This window comes from Kribbella sp. NPDC049174, from assembly GCF_043197365.1.
In the GTDB taxonomy this organism is placed as follows: domain Bacteria; phylum Actinomycetota; class Actinomycetes; order Propionibacteriales; family Kribbellaceae; genus Kribbella.
This window is the reverse complement of record NZ_JBICSZ010000007.1, coordinates 45456-70929: the sequence shown is the minus strand read 5'-3', so window position 1 is coordinate 70929 and position 25474 is coordinate 45456. Positions and strand designations below refer to the sequence as shown.

The following is a 25474-nucleotide window of genomic DNA, read 5'->3' as shown; positions in this document are numbered from 1 at the left end:
TATGTCATGGTGTGGCCCTCCGATGGAAGTGAGGCCTCATGCCAGTCAGCAGAAGAACATTCCTCGGCGGTGGTCTGGCCGCCGCCGCTGTCGCGGTCACCGGTACGCCGCTGCTGGCGGGGTGTGCTTCGGACAAGAAGAACTCGGCCGCCGCCAACCTGGCCGTGAAACTGCCGACCTACACCAAGTACGGCGACATCACGCCCGACCTGCCCGGGACCGACATCGTCCTGGACGGGTTCTTGAAGTACCCGGCGAACCCGGTCCGGGCGATCGCCGAGGCGCCGGGCGACGGCAAGCCGATCACGTTCATGACCAACATCCCCGGTGCGATCCCGCCGGCCTTGGACAAGAACCAGTTCTGGCAGGCCGTGAACGAGCGGCTCGGCTCCGACCTGCAGATCAGCATGGCGTCGAACGACGAGTACAAGGACAAGTTCGCCACCCGGATCGCCGGCGGCGACCTGCCCGACATCCTCAACATCCCGGTCGACACCGTGCAGATCCCCGGCCTGGTGAAGGCCAAGTGCATGGACCTGACCGAGCAACTGTCCGGCGACGCGGTCAAGAAGTACCCGTTCCTGGCCAACATCCCGACCGAGTACTGGAAGGGCTGCGTCTTCAACGGCGCCATCTACGGCGTCCCGGTGCCGCGCGGGATGTCCCGGACCTCACTGCCGCTCTACCGCGCGGACCTGCTCGCGGCGAAGGGCATCAAGGACCCGGCGCCGAAGAACTTCCAGGAGTTCTTCGACCTGGCCAAGGAGATGACCGCGGCCAAGCAGAACAAGTGGGCCTGGACCCGGGTGCCGCTGTCGACCATCCGGCAGATGCTCGAGATCCCGAACGTCTGGAAGTCCGACGGCGGCAAGTTCACCTCGATGTACGAGCACGAGGCGCAGCTCGAGGCGCTCGAGGCGGGCCGCAAGATGGTCGCGGCCGGTGTGATCAACCCGGACGCGTTCAACGACAAGGCCAGCGCCCGCAAGCAGTGGTTCAACGGCGGGATCGCCGCCTTCGACTACGACAGTTTCGTCGCCTGGAACCAGTACTACTCCGACAACACCGCCGGTGATGCGTTCGCGGTGAACATGCTCGACGTCCCTGGTTTCGACGGCGGTGAAGGCGCGCCCTGGATGGGCTCGGCGCTGAACAACATCACCTCGTTCAGCAAGGACAGCAAGCACTCGGCCGACACCCTGCTGAAGATCGCCAACTGGATGGCCGCACCGTTCGGCACCGAGGAGTACCTGTTTCGCAAGTACGGCGTCGCGGGCCGGCACTACGCGTTGAAGGGCACGGACCCGGTGCCGACCAAGACCGGGGTGGTCGAGACCGGTATCGGCCTGCAGTACATCAGCGACTCCGCGCTGGCGCTCTACTGGGCGGGCAAGCCCGACGTACCGCAGAAGCAGCACGCCATCCAGGCGAAGGTGGCGTCGCGGCTCGTGTACGACGCGTCGTACGGCCTCTACTCCGACACCCAGTCGAAGAAGCAGACGCAGCTGGCCAAGACGATGACCGACCTGGAAGGCCAGATCGTGCAGGGCAAGAAGCCGGTGTCGGACTGGACGGCGGCGGTCCAGACCTGGAAGTCCTCGGGCGGCGACACGATGCGCTCCGAGCTCGAGAAGGCCTTCACCGACGCGGCAGGGAAGTAGATGCTCCAGCGATCCAAAACGCGACCGCGGCAGCTGAGCCTGGGGCAACGGCTGCTCCGGGACCGGGTGCTGCTGCTGTTCGCGCTGCCCGGGACCGCGCTGATCATCGCGTTCCACTACGTGCCGCTGCTGGGGAACGTGATCGCGTTCAAGGACTACCAGCCGTTCCTCGGCATCAGCGGGAGCGACTGGTCCGGCTTGGCGAACTTCGGGGTGATCTTCAACGGCGACCCGGCCTTCCTGCGGGCGCTGAAGAACACCCTGATCCTGACCAGCCTGCAGTCGATCTTCGTGTTCCCGGCCCCGATCCTGCTCGCGCTGCTGCTGAACTCACTGTTCTCGGAGCGGATCAAACGGATCGCGCAGAGCATCCTCTACCTGCCGCACTTCATGTCCTGGGTGATCGTGGTCGCGTTGTTCCAGCAGATGCTGGGCGGCAGCGGGTTGCTGAACAACTACCTGCGGTCGCACGACCTGGCCACGATCAACATCATCGGGAACTCCGAGCTGTTCCACGTGCTGCTGACGTCGCAGATCATCTGGAAGGACACCGGCTGGGCGACGATCCTGTTCCTGGCCGCGCTGTCCCAGATCGACTCCCAGCTCTACGAGGCGGCCAGCGTCGACGGCGCGAGCCGGATGCGGCAGCTGTGGCACGTCACGCTGCCGGGGTTGCGCGGGATCATCATCCTGCTGTTCATCCTGCGGCTCGGCGACTCGCTCACCGTCGGCTTCGAGCAGATCATCCTGCAGCAACAAGCGGTCGGCCGGGACATCAGCGAAGTACTGGACACGTACGTCTACAACAACGGCGTGATCGGTGGTGCGTGGGGCGTGGCCGCCGCGGTCGGGCTGGTGAAGGGCCTCGTCGGCGTCGCGCTGGTGCTGGCGGCGAACAAGGTGGCGCACATCTTCGGCGAGCAGGGGGTGTACCAGCGATGACGACCACGACCGGGCAGCGCAGAATCGTGAACGGCGTACCGATGCCGTCCTGGCCGATGCGGGCCTTCAAAGGGCTCGTCCTGCTGGTGTTCTGCGCGGTGGTGATCGTCCCGTTCGTCGGGGTGATCTCGACCAGCGTGGCGCCGAACAAACAGATCAACGAGTCCGGCGGGCTGGTCCTGTTCCCGGAGTCGGTCAGCTTCGCCGCCTACCAGTCGCTGTTCGCCGGCGGTGTGGTGACCCAGGCGCTGTTCGTCAGCGTGTTCGTGACAGTGGTCGGTACGGCGCTCAGCCTCACCGTGTCCTGCCTGCTCGCTTACGCGCTGTCCCGGCCGTCGTTCACGGCCGGGCGGCCGATCCTGCTGGTGATCCTGTTCAGCATGTTGTTCTCCCCCGGCATCATCCCGACGTACCTGGTGGTCAAGGGGGTCGGGCTGCTGGACAGCATCTGGGCGCTGATCGTGCCGACGATGGTCAGCGCGTTCAACGTGATCGTGTTGCGCGCGTTCTTCATGAACCTGCCGAACGAGATCACCGAGAGCGCCCGGATCGACGGCGCGGGTGAGCTGAAGACGTTCGGCTACATCGTGCTGCCGCTGTCGAAGGCGGTGTTGTCGGTGATCGGATTGTTCTACGCGGTGGCGTACTGGAACGCGTTCTTCAGTGCCCTGCTGTACCTGAACGACAGCAAGCTGTGGCCGTTGCAGCTGGTGCTGCGCACGTATGTCATCAACGACACCCAACTGGGCAGTGCCGAGCTCGGTACCGAACTGCTCCCACCGCAGGCGTCGATCCAGATGGCGATCCTGGTCGTCTCGATCGTGCCGATCCTGATCATCTACCCGTTCCTGCAGCGGCACTTCGCCAAGGGTGTGCTGACCGGCGCCGTGAAGGGCTGATTCGACCGTCAAGAGCTGATCGCGACGACGTGACGGACACGTCACGAACGGTGGCCCTGAGCGTCACCAGGGGTTGCCCAGGGCAACGCCAGGGTTGCGCCTGGGCAAATCCTGAGGGAACGCCAGGTACCGTCGAAAACCATGGGGACACAGGCGCTGGAGCGGGTGGGGATCGGTGGGGACGGCGAGGGGCGGGACACGAGGTCCGGCCCGGTTGTCTGGCGGGTGGTACGGGAAGCGGTCCTGTTGGCCACCCTTTTTCTCGTCTACAGTCTCGGCCGGCAGATCGCCGCGAAGCACACCGGCTCCGCGTTCGACCACGCCCGCGAGATCCTCGCCCTGCAGAACTGGCTGCACCTGCCGAACGAAGCCTCGATCCAGCAGGCGGCGCTGAAGGTTCCTCAACTGGTCGAGGGAGCGAACCTCTACTACGCCAGTGTCCACGCACCGCTGACCGCCGCCGTTCTGCTCTGGCTGAGCATCTGGCGGCCGCGGGCCTACACGCACGTCCGCTGGACGATCGTGTCGGTCACCGCGCTGGCACTGATCGGGCACATCGTGTTCCCGCTCGCGCCGCCGCGGATGATGCCCGGTTTCATCGACACCGGCCTGCAGTTCGGCCAGTCGGTCTACGGCGCCGAGCGCTCCGGCGGGGTGGCGAACCAGTTCGCCGCGATGCCCAGCCTGCACGTCGGCTGGGCCGCGCTGATCGCCTTGTCGATGATCCTGATCGCCCGCTCGAAGTGGCGCTGGCTGTGGCTGGCCCACCCGATCATCACGTTCGGGGTGGTCGTGGTGACGGCCAATCACTACTGGCTGGACGGGATCGTGGCACTGCTCCTGCTCGCGGTCAGCCTGCCGCTGCTGCTCCGCCCCGGCCTGCACGAGGACCGGCTGCGCACCCGTAATTCGGTTTCCCTCCGCCGGGTGCTCAAGTAACGTGGCGAGGCTTCCCACACCCCCTGCCGGAGGTTCGCTGTGCCCCCAGAAACGACCGACATCCTCCAGGCCGAGAAGGACTACCTGAAGACCTCGCGCGCCGCGCTCGCGGTGATGCGGGAGAAGACCGGTGCGCTGGAGATCCACAGCGCGGACCGGGTGAACACCGAGTTCCTGCGGGCCGCGATCTGGCGGCGGATGAAGGAGCTCGAGGACGACCCCGAGGTCCCGCTGTTCTTCGGCCGGCTGGACTATCTCGAGCCGACCGAAGAAACGTTCCACATCGGCCGCCGGCACGTGAACGACGACCGGGGCGAGCCGCTGGTGGTGGACTGGCGGGCGGACATCTCGGTGCCGTTCTACCGGGCCAGCCGGACCGAGCCGATGGGTGTCGGCATCCGGCGCAGGTTCGGCTTCACGCACGGCGAGATGACCGCCTTCGAGGACGAGGACCTGACCTCGGCCGCCGCGGCCGACGAGCACAGCGACATCCTGACTAGTTCAATTCTTGAGGGCGAGATCGAGCGCCCGCGTTCGGGCCCGATGCGGGACATCGTCGCGACCATCCAGCCCGAGCAGGACGTGATCGTTCGCGCCGGAGTCGAAGACACCATCTGCGTCCAAGGAGCACCCGGGACCGGGAAGACCGCGGTCGGCCTGCACCGGGCGGCGTACCTGCTCTATGCCTATCGGGACCAGCTCAGCCGGGCCGGAGTGCTCGTGGTCGGGCCGAACGCCAGCTTCCTCCGCTACATCGGTGACGTCCTCCCCGCGCTGGGTGAGATCGAGGCGAAGCAGACGACCGTCGAGGAGCTGGTCGCGCGGGTGCGCGTCGCCGGGCCGGGTGCCGCGGCGGTCGACGTACTGAAGGGCGATGCCCGGATGGCCGAAGTGCTGCACCGGGCCGTCTGGTCGCAGGTGCAGCTGCCGAAGGAGCCGCTGGTGGTCCCGCGCGGGTCGCATCGCTGGCGGGTTGCGGCGTACCAGGCGGAGGAGCTGGTCAACGAGCTGCGGACCCGTGGCGTCCGGTACGGCGCCGGCCGGTCGATGTTGCCGCAGCGGCTGGCGCACGCCGTACTGCTGCGGATGGAGGCGGCCGGTGACTCCCCGGACGACCGGGTGCAGGACGCGGTGGCACGAAGCCGTCCGGTGAAGCAGTACGCCGAGTCGCTCTGGCCGGCTGTGGACCCGGCCAAGCTGGTCTTCCGGCTGTTCACCGACCCGGAGCTGCTCGCCGAGCACGCGGACGGGATCCTCACGGCCGAGGAGCAGGCGCTGCTGCTCTGGGACAAGGCACCCCGGTCGGCCGGTGCCGCGAAGTGGTCCGTGGCCGATGCGACCCTGATCGACGAGGTCGCCGATCTGGTCGACCGTACGCCGTCACTCGGGCACGTGGTCCTGGACGAGGCGCAGGACCTGTCGGCCATGCAGTTGCGGGCGGTCGGGCGTCGGTGCTCGACCGGCTCGATGACAGTCCTCGGCGACATCGCACAGGGCACCACACCGTGGGCGACGCCGTCGTGGGACGAGGCGCTCAAGCACCTGGGCAAGACCGGCGCCCACACCGAGGAGCTGACCGCAGGCTTCCGTGTGCCCGGTCAGGTGATCGAATACGCCGCCCGCCTCCTCCCGCAGATCGCACCACACCTGGCTCCTCCGACCGCGGTACGGCGGGCACGCGGTGAGCTCACCATCACCCGCGTACCGGACAGCCTCACCGCCGCCATCTCGACGGTCGTGGACGTGTCGAAACGCCTCGGATCCATCGGACTGATCGTGCCGGACGCCCTGGTGACCGCGACCCGGACGAGCCTGCAGGACAAGGGAATCGTGTTCTCGGTGCTGGGCGACGAGGACGACGTCGATGCGCATCTGGACGTCGTACCGGCCTCACTGGCGAAGGGTCTCGAGTTCGACCACGTGGTCCTGGTCGAGCCGGCCGGCATCGTCGCGGGTGAGGCCGACGAACGCACCGGCCTCCGCCGCCTCTACGTCTGCCTCACCCGTGCGGTCACCTCGCTGGCGGTCCTGCACAGTGAGGACCTGCCAGTGGTCCTAGAAACCGCGGGAGCCGCCTGAGCGCCGCGACGAGCGGCGGGACGAGCCTCCGCCGCTGGAACGGGTGCGGGACGACCAGGAGCGTCTCCTCGAGCTCCCGCTCGACCAGCCGTCGTCATCTGAGCCGCTGGATGAGGACGACGACCAACTGCTGACCGAGCTGCCCACGTCCGAGCTCCAGAGCCTGAGCCGGGCACCAGGGCGACGAGAGTGCCAGCGGCTGCGCATCCGGTCCGCTGTACGGCGCGCCTCGTCGTCGGGGAACCACCAGCGGCGGCCGTCACCCTGCGACCAGTAGCCGTCGATGTACGCGGCCATGTCCTCGCCGGCCATCCAGTACGGCCGCAGGTGGTCGTTCCACTGCTCCACCATCCGGACCTGTGGTTCCTCCCCGGCGTCGGCCCGCTGCTTGCAGGCCGAGCACACGGCGACTTCGCGGACGCTCCCCCGCTCCGGCTGCCACTCGACCGCGGCCGCGCTGGGCCCGTGACGCGGGTCGAAGAAGCAGGGCGCCGTCGGCTCCGGGATCGGCTGCCCGGCGCGAACCGCATCGAGGCAGACCAGTCCGTAGCGGGCAGATCCCAGCAGCGTGGTGACGGCCTCGATGTCGGTGTCACCTTTGGCCTCGTCCAGGCGGTGGCGAGCCTTCTCGACCGTGTCGAGGACGTCCTTGGAGAGCTTGGACTGCGCAGGGTCGGACGTCGTCGGCAACGCGGACACCTGCTGCGACAGCGCGATGATCTCCTCGGTCAGCAGCGGCCGGGTGAGCTCGAGGTGCTCGTTCTCGTCCTTCCGCCGCGTCCGCCGGGCACTCAGCGCGGTCACACCCCACCAGAGCCCGATCAGTCCGCCCACACCACCGGCGTACGGCGCAGCGTCGACGTAGAACGGCTTGTCCACGTCCTGCGCCCGCTCGATGAACCTGACCAGCATGTCGTCGTAGTCCGGCGCACAGCAGTCCACCGCCTGGTTCACCGCGTCTTCCACGTGGTACGTCGGCCCGTGGTCGGCCCGCTGCACGGCGTGGAACCCGCGGCCCTTGGACTCCGAGGTCGCGTCCACCAGGACGGCGTACACACCCTCGACACCGACCCGGTCGTACAGCTGGTCGGCGATCTCCTCACCCTCCCAGGCGGGGGTCGAGTAGTACGTGGACTTGGCGACGTTGATCTTCGCGGCCGGGATCACCGCGATCCGCATCGGCGCTCCGGCCCCCTTGGCGGCTCGGTCCAGCGCCGCGGCCTCTGACGCCGTCAACCCGTCGACATCCGGGTCGACCCAGACACCGGGCTCACCGAGGTGTCCGGCCACGGTGTTCATGTAGGCGTCCGGGTCCTCGGCCGCGTGGGCCGGTGCGGCCGGCAGAACGGCGGCCGCGACCAGTGCGATCGCTCCGAGCAGGCGTTTCATCGTGTCACTCCCGAGAGGCGGTCCTGACAGGCTGCGCAGACCGGGACTTCCCGGCGCCGCCCACCGGGTGGCGTGTACGTCCAGTCCGTCACCGAGGTCCCGTGCGCGGGATTGAAGAAGCACAGCGCCCGCCACTTCGGTGCGGGCTTCCCCGCGATCCGAGCCTGCGCACTGGCCAGCCGCCAGCGGCCGTACCCGACCGTGGCACGCACCCCGCGCAACTGCTCGTCGTCGGGCTCCCCGTCGACCACCCGGCCCGCGTCGGCATACGCGTCCATCGCCGCCTGCACGTCCGCCGCAGTGTCCACGCCGTCCAGACGCACGTCCGCCGTATCCAGTTCCTCCCCGAACCGCGTGACGTCCTCCCGCGCCAGCGCCCGCCGCTCCACCAGCGTGTCCGCCTCATCCGGCAGTACGTCGTACGACGGCCGGTACAGCGCCGGTCCCTCGTCCGGCCGGGACCTCCACCAGCGCAGTCCGAACCAACCGCCGACCAGCAGCACCAGCAGGACCGCCACCAGCCACAGCCAGGCCGGCGGACCGGACGAGGCCTTCGGTACGTCGAGCTGGTCCAGCACCCCGTTGAGCGTGCCGACCGCATCGGACCGGCTGTGCTTGCGCAACTCGTCGGCCAGGATGTCGGCGATCGGGGCGTCGACCCCGACCGCGCTTCCCCACGTCACCGCACCGCCGAACACGACCAGGTAGATCCCGTCCGCCCCCTGCTTGTCGACGGCGGAGTCCACGTACGCCCGGGCCGAGTCGGTCCGGTCCCGCCGGCCGTCGTTGAGTGCCTCAGCCGGCACCACGGCGATCCGGATGGCCGGCTCGTGGTCCTTCACCCGATCGGCCAGCTTCTCGGCAGCCTCGTCCGGGACGAGTGAGCGCTGGGTCGGCTCGACGTACACCGGAGACGTCTTCCAGCCGTCGACAACCGGCGTGGGGTCGTTGGGACCCGTCACCGTGGATGTGAGCAGCAGCAGCGCGGCCAGAAGACGCATGGCCGCTAGCCTGCCCTAACCACGGTCCGAGTCAGAAAACAGACACAGTTGCCAGTCTGACCTTCGACCTGGACTGTGTGATCCGCACCCGGAGCTCAGTGGTGGTCACCGGACTGTCCAGGGTCAGGATGCGCCGCTGGCCCACCGCTCCGAAGGTCGCCACCTGCTGCCAGCCGTCGGCCGTCCGTGCCTCGACCACACCGCTCTCGACCTGCTGGCCGTACCGGATGTCCTCGCCGAGTGAGACCCTGCGCAGCGTCGCCGGCTTCGGCAGCGTCAGTGTCAGCGTGCCTGTCCCTGGGTTCCGCCAGGACGTGTCCGGGTTGCCGTCGATCGCCGCCCGCGGGCTCACACCGTCACCGGTCGCCCGGGCCTCCCGGGCCAGGTCACGAGGCATGTCCGCGGCCAGTCGGGCCCGCCACTCGGCCAGTCTGGTGACGTCACGATCGTCGAGCCGGCCCTGGCGGTCGGGTGGGATGTTGAGCAGCAGCACCGAGTTCCGGCCGACCGACTTGTAGTAGATGTCGGTGAGCTGCTCCACCGATCGCGGCTCCTGCTCCGGGTGGTGGAACCAGCCCTCACGGATCGACACGTCCGACTCGGCCGGCCACCAGGCAAGCTCGGTCGCACCCGCGTCCCGGCCGGCCAGCAACGCCTTCCGGCTGCCCTGGTCGGCGGCGGCGTACCCGAGTGCGTAGTCCGGCGAGCCGTTCGGCTTGGTGATCGTCGGTACGACGCTGAACTCGTCCGGCCGGGCCAGTCCCGACTCGTTGCCGACCCAGCGCACATCCGGTCCGCTGACCGCGATCGTGGCCTGGGGCGCGAGCTCACGGATCAGCGTGTACCAGCTCGGGAAGTCGTACGTCTCCACCTTGTCCGGCGGGATCCGCCCCTGCGCACCGTCGAACCACACCTCATCCACCGGCCCGTACTCGGTCAGCAGCTCGTACAGCTGGTTGAGCATGTAGGCGCCGTAGTCCGACGCGGTGAGTGTGTACTGCGGCAGGTCGCGGCCCTCACGGTCGTCACCCGGCACCAGAGTCGGGATGGTCCGTGGCGTGTGCGCGCTGCCGTTGGCGTAGACGCCGTCGAGGTACTGGTTCTCGTCCGCGGGTGATAGATAGAGCCCGACCTTCAGACCGTACTTGCGCATCGACGTGACGAACGCCTGTACCACGTCACCCTTGCCGTCCTCCCACGAACTGGAGGCGACGCTGTGCTTGCTGTAGCGGGACGGGTAGAGCAGGAAGCCGTCATGGTGCTTTACCGTCAGGATGGCCAGCTTGAAGCCGGAGTCACGCAGTGTCCGCGCCCACTGATCGGTGTCGAGACCGGTCGGCTGGAAGACGTCCGGGTCCTCGTCGCCGTGACCCCACTCCAGCCCGGTGAAGGTGTTCACCCCGAAGTGCAGGAACGCAGTCTGCTCCATCCGCTGCCACGCGACCTGTCGCGCGTCCGGCCGTATCGCCGAGGCCTTAGCCACCAGTGAGGTGACACATTCCCCCTCCGCCACCGGCTGCGTTCTGGCTGGGCTGAGCTTGCCCACGACACACGGGAGTGCCTGGAGAGCCTGCGCCTCCACCGGCGGCTTGCCCAGGAAGGTACTCACGCCGATGCCGTAGGCCATACCTCTCGCACCCACCAGCCACCGCACCTGACCGTTCGCCGCACCCGTGGCCTTGCCGACCACCGGGGCCCTGTCGACCAGAGCTGTCACCGTGCCGCCGCTCTCGACCGCCAGACCGAATCGGTAGTAGCGCACACCTTCCTTCACCGACGGCGAGGGCAGCTCGATCGGTACCGTCTCGCCACCTGCCTTCAGCTCGACGTCGTCGGTGCCGACGACCAACTGGGCTACCCCGAGCAGGTCGATCAGCTGGACGCCGGGGCGAAGCACGTCCGGCGATACCACCGTCTCAGCGAGGACTCCGCTGTCCGCGGGCAGCCCGGAGGCATCCCACCTGACCGCCGAGTCGCCGGAGAGCCGGAGCCGACCGGGTTCGGGAACGACGCCGCCACTGATCGATGGCGCCGGATCGGCGCGCTCGCCGAGGGCAGGCTGGTAGTTGCCGTCAGCACCGATCTTGCCTTCGAAGCCGAGGCTGACCTTCGAGGTCGACACCACCGGCTTGGCCAGCTTCAGATCGGCCGGATTGAAGACGCCGGCGAATGTCGCCAACCGCACCTGCCGGATCGAGCCGTCGAGCCCGCGCTGCAAGGCCGACGGGTGCACCTCGTTACCGAGCCCGATGTCCGCACCGGCGTCCGGATGCCAGGTCGCGGCACCGTCAGTACTGACCGCGGCCGGCAACTGCTGCCCGTCCAGGAACGCATGCAGCGTCGCACCGCCACCGGCGACCTCATAAGCCAGCGCTAGCACATGCTGCTCACCCGCGGGTGGCGCCGGCACGCTCTGAACGACATCGCGCCACTCACCACCGCTCTCGACGCTGAAGCCGTACTGCAGACTCGTGCCGTTGTAGCGACCGAAGATTGCTCCACCGATCGCAGTGATCGTGGCGAGGTTTGCTTGGGTCGCGTCCGCTGTGTACGCCGTCTCGGTCAGGAACGACCGCTGGACGTCCCCACCGCTGAGCGCCGTACTCGGCTGGAACCGGACGCCGTCGGCCGCACCGCCGAGGACGACGCCACGGGCCGGGTCGAGTGACTCGGCGCCCGACCGACGGGTGAGCGTTCCACCCATCACCTCACCGGTCGCGGCCGTGTAGGTGTTGCCACTCGAGAACGAACCCCCGAACGAGACGTTCAGTACGTCGGGATCGGCCGCCTGGGCCCGGACACTGGTCAACGCACTCGCCGCCAGGGCAGCAGCGAGCAGGACGACTGTCGCTCGCATGACGTCGTCCTCACTTCGCGTCGACGGTGATCTCGGCGGCGGTGCCGAACGGGTTCCCGCTCGCCTCCGACAACTGGACCAACCGCAGGTAGCGAGCCGTGGTCGCGGCGATCGGCACCCACTTGGCGTCCGGGCTGTTCGCGAACGTGCCCTTGGCCACCGGCTGCCCCCAGTTCGTGCCGTCGGTGCTCAGGTAGATCTCGTAGTCCGCGATCCGCCCGTTCGTCGCGTTCAGCCGGGTCTGATAGGTCACCGCGCAGACCGACTTCGTCGCACCCAGGTCGAGCTGGATCTCGTGCGGTGGCGAAGGCTGACCGGCGGACCACTCGGTGTGCCAGAACGTGGCCGGATTCCCGTCGATCGCATTCACCGCCCGGCCGTCCTCCCCGGCCGTCTCCTCGCTGTCGACGTACGTCACCGCCACCGGACTAATCGCCTCCGGCGCACAACTCAGTCGTACGCCGGCCGTCGTTGCCAGCTGATGCGTTGCAGTCCCTTGGGTGTACGACGTGACCGCACCGAGAGCGACCGTGGAGGCCGGAGCATCGGCCGGTGGGGTCGCGGTGAAAGCCAACTCCTTCACGGCGCCCGGGGCGAGGGCGGCGACGGACTGCTTGCTAGGCGCAGTGGTCCAGCCGGCCGGGGCGGTTGGCGTGACGGTGATACCAATAGCGGTCGCCTTGGTCGTGTTCGTGACGGTGACGGTCAGCGTGGCAGCCGTGCCCGGGGTCACCGTCTGACGGTCGACGGCGGCCGTGGACCGGACCACCGGTGCGAGGGTGAGTGGAGCTGGGCTGTGGCCGTCCGGGAGCTGCTGGATCAGGCCGCTACCGTCGAAGTTGGCGACCATCCGGGTGATCGCGTTGACCAGCGTGATGCGGTCGCCCGACTTCGTCAGTTGCCAGCGTTGCAGGCGGTTGGTCGTGTCACAGGTCTGCGCAGTGATCGCCGTACCGGGCTCGAGTGGGGTATTGAGGTAGCGGGTGCCGAGCCGGGACTCGGCGCAGCGGCCCGACGCCAGGTTGGTCATCGTGTAGTAGCCGTCGGTGGTCGGTTTGACGTCCCAGGCGGACTCAACTCCACTCAGGGTGAGTTGCTCGCCTTCACCGTCGGCGCCCAGGAACTTGCCGCCGGCGGCCAGTGAGTAGGTGCCTGCGGCAACCGGTGTGCGGTTGACGTTGTCGAAGCCGGGCGCCCGGCCGACCGCGTCCGCGCGGGCACTGAAGGCGGCGTAGTCCGGGTCGGGTTGCGGCGAGCCCCAGGTCGCCTGCGCGATGAAGCGCAGCGGCATCCGGACCTCGGCCTCGATCTCGTTCTCGGTGTTGCCGGAGCCGTTGTCCGGCCAGAGGGTGATCTTGGCGCCGGTGATTCCGTTGCGATCAGCAACCGTCTCGCCGTCGAACCGCAGCGGCGTCCAGCCGGAGGTGTAGAGCTGCTGGGCGTTGGTCTTGAACCCGCCGCGGACGTTGTAGAGCGCGTAAGCCGCGTTCATCACCTTGCGCCCCTCGGCGAGCAGCGCACTCGGCTTCACGCCGCTACCGAGCCAGTGTTCGACGACGATGTCGCGATCCAATGGAACCGTGGCCGCGGTGGTGATGCCGTCGTTCCAGATCCGCAGCGCCTTGCCCTTCGCCTTCACGTGCGCGTTGATCCGGTTGATGAAGTCGACGAACGCGTCCTGCGGTACGGCGTTCGGCCCGAACTTCTCCCGGGCGTACGCGAGCAACTGCGGGTAGCGGGCGTAGTCGGAGCCGAGCATGTACTCGTCGGCTCCCATGTGCCAGTACGGCGTACGGAACACACTCAGGTTCTCGTCGATGATGTCGGTGAGGAACTCGAACGCCTCGGGCTTGGTGATGTCGAGCCGGCTGACCTGCTTCTGGCCGGCGCTGTCGGTGAGCTGCAGATCCGGCCGGTTGCGGATCCACGGCTCGATGTGACCGGGTGAGTTGACCTCCGGCACGATCGTCACGTGGTAGCGGTCCGCAAGCCGTTGCAGGGCGGCGATCTGGGGTTTCGTGTAGTAGCCCCACTCGACCGACTCGGGATGCGTGTCGCTCTTCACCTTCAGCTCGACCCACAACTGATTGAGCTTCAGGTACGCCGCGTCCTTCACCAACCGCTCGAACCACGCCGTCGACACGTTGATCAGACACGCGCACACGCCGACCCCACGCTCGGCGTACGCCGGTACGTCGATCACGCGGCCGGCCGGGATGGTCTTTGCCTTGAGCAACTGCAGGACGGTCCGGGTGCCGTAGAACGCGCCGGCGTCGGTCTTCGCGGTGATTGTGACGGTCTTCCCGACGGTGAGCTCATAGCCCTCAGCCCCGAGATCCGACCGGGCTGGGTCGAGCGCGATACTCAGATCCCCGGTGCGGACCACCCCACCGCGGACCACGGGCAGGCGACGGCCGGTCAGCTCCTTCGCGTCGTCGGCGAAGGTGCTCGCCTCGTCGTACACAGCCGGCTCGACCACGACGCGGCTGTCCTTGCCGAGCTGGAACGCGCCGGCGGCAGACTGCCAACCGGTCAAGGCGGGGATGGTCTTCGGCGTGGGAGCCGCGGGCTGAGCCGTGGCCGGCGCACTGACCAGGCCGGCTGCGAGCAGAGCGGCGGCGAGCGCAGCCGCCCCGACGCGACGGAGCGTGCGGGCGGCGGGAGTGATTGAGCGGGGGCGGGACTTCATCGTCGGTCTCCTCGGTGGCGGCGAGTGCGGACGGAGTGTTCGGCGCTGATGTCGTCGGTGAGGTCGATCGCCTGGCCGGCCCGGTCCGAGGTCAGCTGGGCGACCCGGATGTAGAGGCAGTCGGTGACGACCAGTTGGGAGTGCCGCGCGGCCAGACCACCGCTGCGGAACGACGTCTCGAGCACGGCCGTGGTCAGCACCTCGTCGACCACGCCGGCCAGTGGCGACCGCGGATCGCTGGTGATGCCGATCGTGGTCGCGCCTCGATCGCGGGCGAGCTCGACCGGTTCGAGCACCTCGGCGGTCGCGCCGGAATGGGAGATCGCGACCACGGCATCGGCGTCGGTGAGCAACGCGGCGGAGGTGGCCGCGCCGTGGATCTCGGGCCAGGCCCGGACCTGCGCGCCGATCCGGAACAGCCGCATCTCCAGCTCGGCGGCGATGGTCGAGCTGCCGCCCACGCCGTACACGTCGATCCGTCGCGCGGAGGCGAGGGCGTGCGCGGCCCGGTCGAGCGCCTCCAGGTCGAGCTGGTCGACGGTCTGGGTGATGGCCCGGATGTCGGCGTTCGCCACCACCGTCGCGACCCGGGCGACCGTGTCGTCGTCGGCGATCACCGGACCGAGGTCGGTGCTCCAGCCAGGGACGGTCGCGCGGCCGAGCTGGGTCGCGACTGCGATCCGCAGCTGCTGGTGGCTCGCGAGCCCTATCGCCTGCGCGAACCGGGTCACGCTCGCCTGCGACACCCCGGCCCGCTCCGCCAGCGCCGCGGTGGACAGCTCGGCCACGATCTCCGGCTCGGCGAGCACGGTGTCGGCCACCAGCCGCAGCGCACCGGTCAGCCGCGGCAACGTCGCCCGGACCCGGTCGGCGATATCCGACGGCGGCTGCGGAGCAGGCTCGGGCACGTGAATCATCCATTCACCGATGGGGCGGATCGGTGAAACACTGCGTCAGACGCAGGGCAGTGTCAAGAGCTAGTCCGCGGCGACAGCCAGGACCGGCTCCTCCTCCAGGTGCTCGACCCGCTGGAGCGCCGGGTCGCGCCGCAGGGTGACGAGCAGGCCGAGTACGACCACGTCGAGCACTGCCGCGACCAGAGGCAGGTAGGTGATGCCGACCAGTTGAATGACCAGTCCGCCGACCACTGCGGACAGTCCGGCGCCGAGGTAGATCGCAGACGCGTTCAGCGAGATCAGCAGGCCACCACCGAGTTCCAGCAGCAGGTTCTGGATCGGCGGGTTGAAGGCCCAGGTGAACATGCCCCAGAGGAACAGTGCGGCACCAGCACCGACCATAGTCGTCGCAGACAGGTCCAGCGTCGCCACCATCACGATGCTGCCGACCAGTACGCCGCACAGGGTCCGGAGACTGCCGAAGCGGTCAGTCGCTCGGCCGCCGAGCAGATTACCCACCACGGCGCCCAATCCGTAGACCAGCAGCAAGAACCCCACTGCATTGCCGCCCAGGTGCACAGTCTCCTTCAGCAGCGGCACGATGTAGATGTAGACGCTGAACGCGGCGAGGACTCCAAGAACCGACATCGCCAGCACGGTCTGCACCCGGCGATCAGTCACGCCGGCGAATCGCTCCCGCAGGCTGACCACAGGAGGCGCATCCACCTTCGGCAGTGCGGCGCGCTCAGCAATGGCAACCAGCACGGCGACGATGGTGATCAGCGCGAAGACGCCCTTGTAGCCGAGCACAGGGCCCAGCAGAGTGCCGGCCGGTACGCCGAGCACCAAGGCGAAGGTGAGGCCACCGAACACGATGGCGACGGCTCTACCCCGCTCCTCCGGTGGCAGCAGGCCAGTCGCGAACAGAGTGGCAGCAGGCGTGTAGACCGCGGCCCCGAAGGCTGCGACAACCCGACCGACGATCAGCACGGGGTAGTTGGTGGCCACCGCGGCTATCAGGTTCCCCAGCGCGGCCAGGACGAGTGCGGCGATCAGGAGGGTACGGCGCTCCCACCGGCCGGTCAGCGTGGACAGGATCGGCGCACCGACGGCGTACGCCAGGGAGAACGCGGTGGCCAGCTGGCCCGCGGCCGTCAGCGAGACGTGGAGCTCGGAGCTGACATCGGGCAGTACGCCGGACACGACGTACGCGCTGGTGCCGACCGCGAACGCCCCGGCGCCGAGCAGGTAGATCCGTGCGGACATCGAGGACCTTCCGGACGAGGATTGATAGTTCGACGTAGATCGTACTACGAAGTTCATCGAACTTCGACAAGCGTCGTATGATGGACTCATGACCAGGAAGGCGCTACCGCAGCCGGCGCGGGACGAGATCCGCGTCGAGGCGGTTCTGCAGGCCCTCGGCGAGCCGGTCCGGCTGCAGATCATCCGGGCGCTGGCCGACGCCCCCGACGGCATCGCATGCGGCGAGATCGAGCTGCCCGTGACCGCCTCCACCCGCGCCCACCACCTCCGCATCCTGCGCGAGGCCGGCGTCCTCACCACCCACACCGAAGGCACCCGGCGGATCAGCTCACTGCGCCGCGAAGACCTCGACACCCTCTACCCCGGCCTTCTCTCCGGCATCCTCACCGCCCGCCGCTAGGCCGCGCGCCGACGTGGGCTTGGGCGGGAACCGCAAGGTCTCGGTGGGGAGATCGAGCGTTTGCTGTGGGGGTGCGGCTGGCAAACTGTTGCGGTGGTGGAGCTGCGGGCGAGGTGGGACGGGTTGGTGCCCGGCTCGGCGCGGCTTGCGGACGAGCTGGTCGCCCGGTACGTCGACCGGAATCGCCGCGCGTACCGGGACTACTACCTCGACATCGTCCTGACCGCGCTCGACTCGCTCATCCAGCTCGCCACCGACCCCACCTCCGTGCGCCTGGCCGCCTGGTTCCACCGAGCCGTGCACGAGCCCGGCGGCACTCCGGCCGAGGACGCCGAGTCCTCCGCCCGGCTGGCCGAGGAGGTCCTCCCCCAGTACGGCGTACCGCCCATCCGCATCGCCGAGGTCGCCCGCCTGATCCGCCTCACCGGCGACCTGGCCGCACCACCGCCTGACGCCTACGCACCACCCCGGCGCGACGCCAACGGCGACGTACTGCTCGACGCCGTCAACGCGATCCTCGCCGCCGACCCCAGCCGGTACGCCGTCCACACCGCAGAGGTACGGCGGGACGCCACCGACCGGAAGTCCGCACTCGAGCACCGGTACGACGAGGTCCGCGAACTACTCGACGGCCACCTCTACCGGACCCAACTCGCGCGGCAACGCCTCAGCCCGGTCGCACGCGTCAACCTCGAGACAGAGCTCGCCGGACTGGACAGCGAGCTCCCCGCCCCCTGGCGTGGGTGGCAGCAGGCCGCACTCACCGCGACAGCCACCTTCAGCGCGATCGCCTCCGCAGTGGTCGCCATCGCCGCGTCCGGCGCCTCCTGGGAAGTCCCGGCCACTGAGGACGAGGTCGGCTGGCCTACCGTCGCACTGGCCGCCGTCGCGCTCCTCAGCGCACCCGTACTGTTCCGATGCGCCCGCAGCGCGAGCCAGCGCGCACGACTCATCTCAGGCGCCGTCGTCGCCGTTGCCGTCACCGGACTGCTCGTCGCCTGGGCTCAAATGCCAAGAGTCAACCCAGCAGTGGGCGTCGGCCTTCGAGTCCCGCTGCTCATCTCGGCCCTGCTCCTACTCCTCCTGGCCGGCTCAGCCGCCCTGATCGCCTCACTGCTCCGCACCAGGACGGCCCGCTTCCTGCCGTCCAGGAACCTCGGCCAGCAACTCGCCTGGCTAGCAGTCCCTGCAGTGGTCGCACTCGTCCTCCTGCTGATCATCCAGCCGCTGGCACGCAACTACGTGCTCAGCTCCAACGAGCGCGTGGAGGATGCACGCCGCCCAGCCGGGAAGGCCTCGGCCTCCACCCTGGACGGCGGCCTCGCGTGGGTCAGCAAGTCGATGGCGGGGTCAGGCGCCGAGGAGGCGATCGGCACCAGATACGGCATCGCCATCCCCAGACTGTCCGGTGTGGTCGAGATGCTCGACGCGGCAACCGGCGTACTGCGGTGGCGCTACAGCCGGTCCGACTCGGACGAGAAGCCGGCGATCGTGGCGACCGGCGATGGCGACTACGTGCTCGCGGAGTTCGCCGACGTCGGCTATCTGCTCCTCGACGCCAACACCGGCGAGCGCAAAGCCGCTTGGCCGGGCCGCACCCGCGACCACCTCATCCAGCAGGCCGAACCGCTGTTGACCGGCGAACGCGTCGCCCGCGGCTCCGACAAGCTGCGCGGCGTCGACCCGGACGGCCGCGACCGGTGGACGTTCGAGCCCGGCCGCTGCACGAGTATCGGCGCCGTCGCGACCACCGACACCGTGGTCACCTTCCTCGGCCGCAGCTGCGGTGACGAGACCGACGAGATGGTCGGCCTCGATCTGAAGTCCGGCAAGAAGCTGTGGACCAAGCAGTCCAGCGACAACTACCGCCGTCCCGTCGTCGTGGCCGGTCTGGTCGTCGCTGCCGAGCCCGGCGGCGACTCCGACGTACCCGCTGCTCTGACCGCCATCGAGCCGCGGACCGGCGAGACCAAGTGGCGGTGGCCGGTGCCGGGGACCTGGGCCTGCAGGACCCTGCTGAACGCGGCCGGCCGGTACTTGATCGTGGTGGACTGCCCGGTCTCCAGGAAGATGGAGGGCGGCAGGACGGTGGTGACCGCGATCGATGCGACCACCGGTCAGATGGCCTGGCAGACGACCGCACCGGTCAGTCCGCGGATGAAGGTCACCGTCACCGCCGACGGCCGGGTGATCTCGCTCAGCCGTGGCTGGGACGGCTGCTGGGCCAACGTGATCAGCCGGACCGGCTTCCGCCAGGTCCGCCTCCCCAGCGGCATCTCCTGCAGCCGCGACGTCCGCGCCATCGGCAACCTCGTCCTCGTCTCCGGCTCGGACACCGTCATCGCGCTGCGTTGAGCTGCTCCTCGGCAGCGGCCAGCAGCTCGACCACTCGGGTCCCGAAGGCGACATCGACCGGATGCGACTCGCCCGACTCGGCAGCAGCGACCAGCTCCTCCACAGCGAGCTGGAACGACTCCTCCGGGGGCCAGTAGCCGTCCGGCAGGATCGCCGTACCGGGCTCTCCCCAGACGCCGGTCTCGAAGTTGCTGCCCTCCGGTGGGGCGAACAGCGACAGGCTCGCCGTACTGGTCGCACCCGACTCGTGCCGGACGACCAGATGCACCAGATCGCCCTCACCACCGACGGCCGTCAGGTCGGTGATCGGCCCGAGCATGGCCATCAGGTTGGACAGCGCGTGCGGCCCGACGTCCCAGAGCGCACCACGCTGCTCCCGCCGCCAGGGCGAGTCGGTGAACGGGTTGTCCGGGGCATCGAGTGCGGCCAGCATCCGGGTCCAGCCGCCCTTCCACCCGCTCTTGGCCTGCACCTCGGCGAAGAACTGCCGGCTCGGCGCCTCGAACCGGTGGGTGAAGAACACCACCGACGCGATCCCCTCGTCCGCGGCCTCGTCGGCCAGCGCGCGGGCGTCGTCGAGCGAGTCCGCGACCGGCTTCTCCAGCAGCAGGTGCTTGCCCACGGCAGCGGCCTCGAGTGCCATCGAGGCCTGCACCTTCGGCGGCACCGCGAACGCGACCGCGTCGACCGACTCCAGTAACTCCGCGTAGTCGCCGTACGGCTGGACCTCCAGGTCGGACGCGACCGCGGCGGTTTTGCCGGGATCCCGGCCCCAGACCCCGACCAGTTCCGCGGCCGCCGCCGCCCGCAAACCCGGTCCGTGCGTCAGCTTCGCCCACGGACCGGTGCCCACCAAGCCGAATCGCATCGAACCTCCAGATCCTTGCCACCTCACCACAAGGCCAGATCGGTGTGATCTGGACCGCAATTGCATCGGTGGGACTCGATGCCCGGCGCACCCATCGCGCCGGTCAGGTGACGAGCCGATATCGCTTTGGCCACGAGACTATCCGGGAGCCCCGGATCGGTCGGCCCAGGCTCCCACCGGGTGCGAGACTCCCAGCCATGGACCTGCGCGACCAGTGGAATCGCCTGCTGCCGCACGCGCAGCCGTTGGGCGAGGATCTGCTGGCTCGTTACGCAGAGCAACATCGCCATTATCACGACCAACGGCACCTGACCGAGGTGCTGGAAACGATCGACGAGCTCGCCGGCTCCGCCGCGGACGCCGACACGGTCCGGCTGGCCGCCTGGTTCCACGACGCGATCTACGACCCGCAGGCCGACCCCGGCGAGAACGAGGAGGTCTCGGCCCAGCTGGCCGAGCTCGAACTGGCCGCGTACGGCGTCGACGCCGAGCGGGTCGAGGAGGTCGGCCGGCTGGTCCGGCTGACCGCCAAGCACGACTGCGAGCCGGACGACGCGAACGGCGCGGTCCTCTGCGACGCCGACCTGCGCATCCTCGGCCTGTCCCCCGAGCGGTACGACGAGTACGCCGCGGGGATCCGGCAGGAGTACGCGCACATTGCCGACCGGGACTTCGCCCGCGGCCGGATGACGTTCCTGCAGGGCCTGGCCGAGACCAGGTTGTACTCCACCGACCGAGGTCACGACGAGTGGGAACAGGCGGCCCGGGACAACATCTCCCGGGAGGTCGAGTCCTTGGGCCCTAAGGCCGCCCGGCCGATCGGCGGGCTGATCCCGATCGTGTACTTCGGTGCCGCCCTCGGTGCGGTCGTGGCCGCGTCGGTCCTGCTCGGTCGTGGCCTCGGCGCGGCTCCGAAGTGGCCGGCCGCCCCGGAGCAGGTCGGCGGCTTCCCGGTCTGGGCCCCCATCGCGGGTACGGCGTTGTCCGCCGGACTGGCCTGTGCCTGGTTCCGCCGGGCCCAGCCGCGACTGGTCACCGTCCCCGCTCTGGCCTTCGCCGTCGTCGGGCTGATCGCGGTTGGCCTCTGCTGGTGGCGCTGGCCGGCGGCACAGCCCGGTGCCGCGATGTCCGAGCGCTGGCCGTACCTCCTGCTCGCGTCGGTGGCTCTGGTGCTCGCCGGTGCGCTGCTGGCCCTGGCGAGACGGTTGCGGCTCACACCGGCGTACGCGCAAGGTCCACCGCGCCTGCTGAGTCTCGGGGTGACCGTGGTGTGCGCGTCACTGCTCGCCTGGATCGTGGTGTCCGCCGGCGAGCCGTTCGTCCAGGCCCGGCTGGAGACCGCCAACACGGTCAGCACCACGACCACCACCAAACCCGAACAGCAACCGGTCCAACTCGACGGAGCCCTCGCCTGGAGTCGCGAGGTGCCGGCCAGCGGCGCCATCGCCGGTACGGCGGGTGGCGTCGCCGAACTGCGTCCGGACGGCGTCGTCATGTCCGACGCGAACACCGGCCAGATCCGGTGGCGGTACTCCCGCGCCGACGTCGACGACGCGGCCGACAGCGGCTCCAGAGGTCTCCTGGTCTCCGGTGACGGCCGCACCCTCGCAGCCCATCTCCCGTACGCCGGGACCCGTGCACCGAGTGGCATCGACCTGCCGACGTACGCCGTACTGGATGCGGTGAGCGGGGAGGTGCTCACCGAGGTCCACACCGATGGCACGGCTCTCGCGGTCGACGCGAACCAGCTGCTGGTGGCAGAGGACAGCTACGTCGTGGCGCATGGCGTCAGCAGTCCGACGCACTGGCGCGCGCAGCTGCACTGCACCGTGACCCAGGGCGAGCTCATGGGTGACCAGGCCGTCGTCGTCGACGCATGTGGTGGCAACGGTGCCGTCGTGCGCGGTCTGGACCTGAAGAACGGCGACCAGCGCTGGGAGGTCAACCTGGGCAACCAGTTCGACCTGAGCGCCGAGTTGGACCCGGCCACCTGGGTCGGTGACCTGGTCGCCGTACCTGACACTCGTGAGGTGTCCGGACTCATCTGGACCGGCGGAGCCGGGGGCACGCTCTACCAGTGGGCCGTCGACGTCGGCGAGGGCCGCGTCAGCTGGGCGACGCCAGTGCCGGGCACACCACGGCCACGACTCGGGGCCTCCTCCTGCGACGCCCAGCTCGCCGCCACCCACGCATCGCTGGTGCTGATCACCTGCCGGAACGCGACAGATCCCGGCCAGCCCCAGACGTACGACGTGTCCGCGGTGAGCCCGGCGGACGGGACGCCGCAGTGGCACCACCTGCTGGAGGTGCCGCCGAAGCTGCAACAGCCTGAGTACCCGCGGGCCGGTTTCGGTCTGCTGCCGGACGGCCGAGTGGTCACGCTGATGCCCCAGACCAACGGCAGCTGCTCCCCGGTCATGATCGGCACCACGGGCATCCAGCCCCGCCCCATCCTGGCCGGCCCGACCGCGGAATCGGTCGCCCAGTCCGAAGAGGTCACCTGCAACAAACCAGCCGTCACAGTCGCCGGCGCCCGCCCCGTCTTCTCCGACGGCACCCGCCTCTTCGCCCTCAACTGAGCGCTTGGCCCACCCGGGAATTCCGTTGCCGCAGGCAGCGTTACTGCCTACCGTGATGCACATGTTCCGCGTGGTTCTCGAGCACAACCTGTCAGGCACCGGCCTGACGGGCGCTCCCACGTGGGCGGCGTCAGTCGATTCAGCTCTGTTCACCGGCGCGCACTGCGTTGCCGATGAGCGAGGGCGACCCTCTTCCTGCTGACCAGGACCCGCGGAGGAGGGTGGACCGCTCACCGGACCCCTCCCGTGCGGTGACAGCGCCGCGGAAGGAGCCGGGGGTCCTGGCTCGATCGAATCTTCTGACCTGCAAAGGAAATAGACAGTCATGGCCAAGAGCCAGTTCGTGCGGTCCAAGCCGCACCTCAACATCGGAACGATGGGTCACGTCGACCACGGCAAGACCACCCTCACCGCCGCGATCACCAAGGTGCTCGCCGAGCGCGACCCGGGCGTCAACCGGTTCGTCGCGTTCGACGGGATCGACCGGGCGCCGGAGGAGGTCGCGCGCGGGATCACCATCAACATCTCGCACGTCGAGTACGAGACCGCCACCCGGCACTACGCGCACGTCGACATGCCCGGGCACGCCGACTACGTCAAGAACATGATCACCGGCGCCGCCCAGGTGGATGCCGCGATCCTGGTCGTCTCCGCACAGGACGGCGCCATGCCGCAGACGCGTGAGCACGTACTGCTCGCGCGCCGGGTGGGTGTGCCGTACCTGGTGGTCGCGCTGAACAAGGCGGACGCCGTCGACGACCCCGAGCTGCTCGACCTGGTCGAGCTGGAGGTCCGTGAACTCCTGTCGGAGTACGGCTTCCCGGGCGACGACGTCCCCGTCGTCCGCGTCTCCGGACTGCGGGCGCTCGAGGGCGACCCGCACTGGACCGCCGCGATCGGGGAACTGCTGGACGCGGTCGACAGCTACGTGCCGATCCCGGACCGTGAGCTGGGCGAGCCGTTCCTGATGCCGATCGAGAACGTGCTCACCATCAGCGGCCGCGGCACCGTGGTCACCGGTGCGGTCGAGCGTGGTTCGCTGAAGCTCGGCGACACGGTCGAGGTGGTCGGGCTCGGTCCGACGGTCACCAGTACGGCGATCGGGCTGGAGACGTTCGGGAAGTCGCTGGAGTCCGCGGAGGCGGGCGACAACGCGGCGGTGCTGCTGCGTGGCGTGAAGCGCGACGAGGTCCGCCGCGGCCAGGTGGTGGCGTTGCCGGGCAGCGTGCAACCGCACCGGAAGTTCCGGGCCCAGCTGCACGCCCTGTCCACAGCCGAAGGTGGTCGCCACACCCCCTTCGCCGCGGACTACCGCCCGCAGTTCTACTTCCGTACGACGAACGTGTCCGGCGGCATCGACCTCGGTGACATCACCCTGGTCATGCCCGGCGACACGATCGACCTCACGGTCGAACTGGAGAAGCCCATCGCCATGAACCTCGGCCTGGGCTTCGCCGTCCGCGAAGGCGGCCACACCGTAGCCGCCGGCACAGTCACCGAGCTGCTGGACTGAACCCAGGCGCCCGGATCCCCCAAGGATCCGGGCGCCTGTTCATGTCCTAGGCAGTGCGTCGTTTGCGTTGTCTCAGGCCGGCAGCGGTGATGCGGCGGACCAGCTCTCGGCTGGAGACCGGTACGGCGCCGGCGGCGATGAGGTCGTGGTAGCGGTCGCTGGGGACGTCGTAGTGGTCGCGGTCGAAGCCGCGGGCGGGGATGCCTGCTGCCCGGGCGAAGGCGTGCAACTCGTCGTACGACTCGTCGCTGACCAGGTGGGACCAGACTCTGTTCCAGGCAGGCCAGGCCGGTGGGTCGATCAGGATCACGCGTCGGCGTCCCGGTTGTCCTGGGCGTCGAGCAGGTTGCGCCAGGCCCGGACGAAGCGCGAGTTCACGTACGCCTTCGTCCACGAGCCGTCCTGGCGGACCGACGAGCCTACGTGGAAGCGCCGTACGCCGCTCTGGTACAGCCACGGCACGTGCTCCGGTTGCAGCGAGCCGCCCGCCATCATCACCTTCGCCACGGCCGGATCGTCCTTGGCCAACTTGCACAGGTCGTCCAGCCCGGTGCCGACCCCGAGCGACGACCCGGCCGTCAGCACACAGTCCAGCCCCGGCAGCGTCCGCAGCGCGCGCCAGGCAGCCCGCTGCTCCAGTACGGCGTCTATCGCGCGGTGAAACGTCCACGGCGTATTGGCGAACGTGCTGGCCAGTGCGGCCACCGACTCGACGTCCACCTCGTTGTCCGGAGTCAGGAAGCCGAAAACGAATCCATCCGCGCCCGCCGACAGGTAGGACTGCGCCATCGCGGTCAGCCGGTTGAGCTCGGCGCCGTTGGTGGTGAAGGAGTCCGACAGCCGCAGCATCACCCGGAGCGGCAGATCGGTCGAGCGCCGGATCGCACTGACCGTCGACACCGACGGCGACAGTCCGTCCGCCTCCATCGACGCGCACAGCTCGAGCCGGTCCGCCCCACCCTCTTGTGCCGCCTCCGCATCCGCGGGATGCAGCGCGATGACCTCCAGCAACGACCCCATGCCCGCCATCATCCTGCATCGGCCGTGCCGACGCGGCCGGAAATATCCTCTTGCACTCCCCAGAGACCTTCTGTATCGTTTTTCTAGATCGATCTAGAAGATCGATTCAGAAGATCCCGAG

Annotated in this window: 18 protein-coding genes; 9 read left to right on the top strand and 9 right to left on the bottom strand. The window is 69.0% G+C overall.

Annotated features, from left to right (window positions below):
- The first annotated feature begins 38 nt into the window (after positions 1-38).
- The 5 genes from ACGFIF_RS30085 to ACGFIF_RS30065 all read left to right on the top strand — a co-directional run bounded on the left by ACGFIF_RS30085 (position 39) and on the right by ACGFIF_RS30065 (position 6520).
- Positions 39-1661: an ABC transporter substrate-binding protein gene (locus tag ACGFIF_RS30085; protein WP_393159122.1), complete on the top strand. Its 1623-nt coding sequence runs from the start codon at positions 39-41 to the stop codon at positions 1659-1661.
- Complete coding sequence (locus ACGFIF_RS30080) at positions 1662-2603, top strand: ABC transporter permease (RefSeq protein ID WP_393159121.1); 942 nt, start codon at positions 1662-1664, stop codon at positions 2601-2603.
- Positions 2600-3502 (top strand): carbohydrate ABC transporter permease, encoded by a 903-nt coding sequence (locus ACGFIF_RS30075; RefSeq protein ID WP_393159120.1) that lies wholly within the window; start codon positions 2600-2602, stop codon positions 3500-3502. The genes ACGFIF_RS30080 and ACGFIF_RS30075 overlap by 4 nt, the downstream gene beginning before the upstream one ends.
- Before the next feature lie 141 nt (positions 3503-3643).
- Complete coding sequence (locus ACGFIF_RS30070) at positions 3644-4441, top strand: phosphatase PAP2 family protein (RefSeq protein WP_393159119.1); 798 nt, start codon at positions 3644-3646, stop codon at positions 4439-4441.
- Positions 4442-4480: 39 nt separating this feature from the next.
- Positions 4481-6520 (top strand): HelD family protein, encoded by a 2040-nt coding sequence (locus ACGFIF_RS30065; RefSeq protein ID WP_393159117.1) that lies wholly within the window; start codon positions 4481-4483, stop codon positions 6518-6520.
- Here ACGFIF_RS30065 and ACGFIF_RS30060 read toward each other — a convergent pair.
- The 6 genes from ACGFIF_RS30060 to ACGFIF_RS30035 form a co-directional block, all read right to left on the bottom strand.
- A complete protein-coding gene (locus ACGFIF_RS30060; RefSeq protein WP_393159115.1) occupies positions 6497-7909 on the bottom strand; it encodes a hypothetical protein in 1413 nt (470 codons plus the stop codon). The two genes, ACGFIF_RS30065 and ACGFIF_RS30060, sit on opposite strands and share 24 nt — an antisense overlap.
- Positions 7906-8910 carry a hypothetical protein gene (locus ACGFIF_RS30055; RefSeq protein WP_393159113.1) on the bottom strand — a complete coding sequence of 335 codons (1005 nt, stop codon included), beginning with the start codon at positions 8908-8910 and terminating at the stop codon, positions 7906-7908. The genes ACGFIF_RS30060 and ACGFIF_RS30055 overlap by 4 nt, the downstream gene beginning before the upstream one ends.
- Before the next feature lie 31 nt (positions 8911-8941).
- Entirely contained in the window at positions 8942-11767 is a 2826-nt protein-coding gene (locus ACGFIF_RS30050; protein WP_393159111.1) for an alpha-L-fucosidase, read from the bottom strand.
- A gap of 10 nt (positions 11768-11777) precedes the next feature.
- On the bottom strand, positions 11778-14456 hold the full coding sequence (locus ACGFIF_RS30045; RefSeq protein WP_393159109.1) for a family 20 glycosylhydrolase: 2679 nt from the start codon (positions 14454-14456) through the stop codon (positions 11778-11780).
- On the bottom strand, positions 14453-15364 hold the full coding sequence (locus ACGFIF_RS30040) for a MurR/RpiR family transcriptional regulator (RefSeq protein WP_393159107.1): 912 nt from the start codon (positions 15362-15364) through the stop codon (positions 14453-14455). The genes ACGFIF_RS30045 and ACGFIF_RS30040 overlap by 4 nt, the downstream gene beginning before the upstream one ends.
- Positions 15365-15433: 69 nt before the next feature.
- Positions 15434-16618, bottom strand: a complete 1185-nt coding sequence (locus ACGFIF_RS30035; RefSeq protein WP_393159105.1) for an MFS transporter — start codon at positions 16616-16618, stop codon at positions 15434-15436.
- Positions 16619-16706: 88 nt separating this feature from the next.
- Between ACGFIF_RS30035 and ACGFIF_RS30030 the strand changes: the two genes are divergently transcribed.
- Both ACGFIF_RS30030 and ACGFIF_RS30025 read left to right on the top strand, forming a co-directional pair.
- Positions 16707-17018 carry an ArsR/SmtB family transcription factor gene (locus ACGFIF_RS30030; RefSeq protein WP_393159103.1) on the top strand — a complete coding sequence of 104 codons (312 nt, stop codon included), beginning with the start codon at positions 16707-16709 and terminating at the stop codon, positions 17016-17018.
- Positions 17019-17111: 93 nt separating this feature from the next.
- The gene (locus ACGFIF_RS30025; RefSeq protein WP_393159101.1) at positions 17112-19373 is read left to right on the top strand and encodes a PQQ-binding-like beta-propeller repeat protein; all 2262 of its coding nucleotides are present in this window, start codon (positions 17112-17114) and stop codon (positions 19371-19373) included.
- On the opposite strand, the gene ACGFIF_RS30020 is transcribed toward ACGFIF_RS30025, so the two are convergent.
- Positions 19357-20241 carry a Gfo/Idh/MocA family protein gene (locus ACGFIF_RS30020; RefSeq protein WP_393159099.1) on the bottom strand — a complete coding sequence of 295 codons (885 nt, stop codon included), beginning with the start codon at positions 20239-20241 and terminating at the stop codon, positions 19357-19359. The genes ACGFIF_RS30025 and ACGFIF_RS30020 overlap by 17 nt on opposite strands.
- Before the next feature lie 197 nt (positions 20242-20438).
- On the opposite strand from ACGFIF_RS30020, the gene ACGFIF_RS30015 reads away from it, so the two are divergent.
- Together ACGFIF_RS30015 and tuf are read left to right on the top strand one after the other, a co-directional pair.
- Positions 20439-22820, top strand: coding sequence for a hypothetical protein (locus ACGFIF_RS30015; protein ID WP_393159097.1), 2382 nt, complete (start codon positions 20439-20441; stop codon positions 22818-22820).
- A 325-nt stretch (positions 22821-23145) separates the two neighbouring features.
- On the top strand, positions 23146-24333 hold the full coding sequence (gene tuf / locus ACGFIF_RS30010) for an elongation factor Tu (RefSeq protein ID WP_393159095.1): 1188 nt from the start codon (positions 23146-23148) through the stop codon (positions 24331-24333).
- 46 nt (positions 24334-24379) lie between these two features.
- Here the strand turns inward: tuf and ACGFIF_RS30005 are convergent, their stop codons facing one another.
- Both ACGFIF_RS30005 and ACGFIF_RS30000 read right to left on the bottom strand, forming a co-directional pair.
- Positions 24380-24643: a DUF4031 domain-containing protein gene (locus ACGFIF_RS30005; RefSeq protein WP_393159094.1), complete on the bottom strand. Its 264-nt coding sequence runs from the start codon at positions 24641-24643 to the stop codon at positions 24380-24382.
- Positions 24640-25353, bottom strand: coding sequence for a copper homeostasis protein CutC (locus ACGFIF_RS30000; protein ID WP_393159093.1), 714 nt, complete (start codon positions 25351-25353; stop codon positions 24640-24642). The genes ACGFIF_RS30005 and ACGFIF_RS30000 overlap by 4 nt, the downstream gene beginning before the upstream one ends.
- Between the last annotated feature and the right edge of the window lie 121 nt (positions 25354-25474).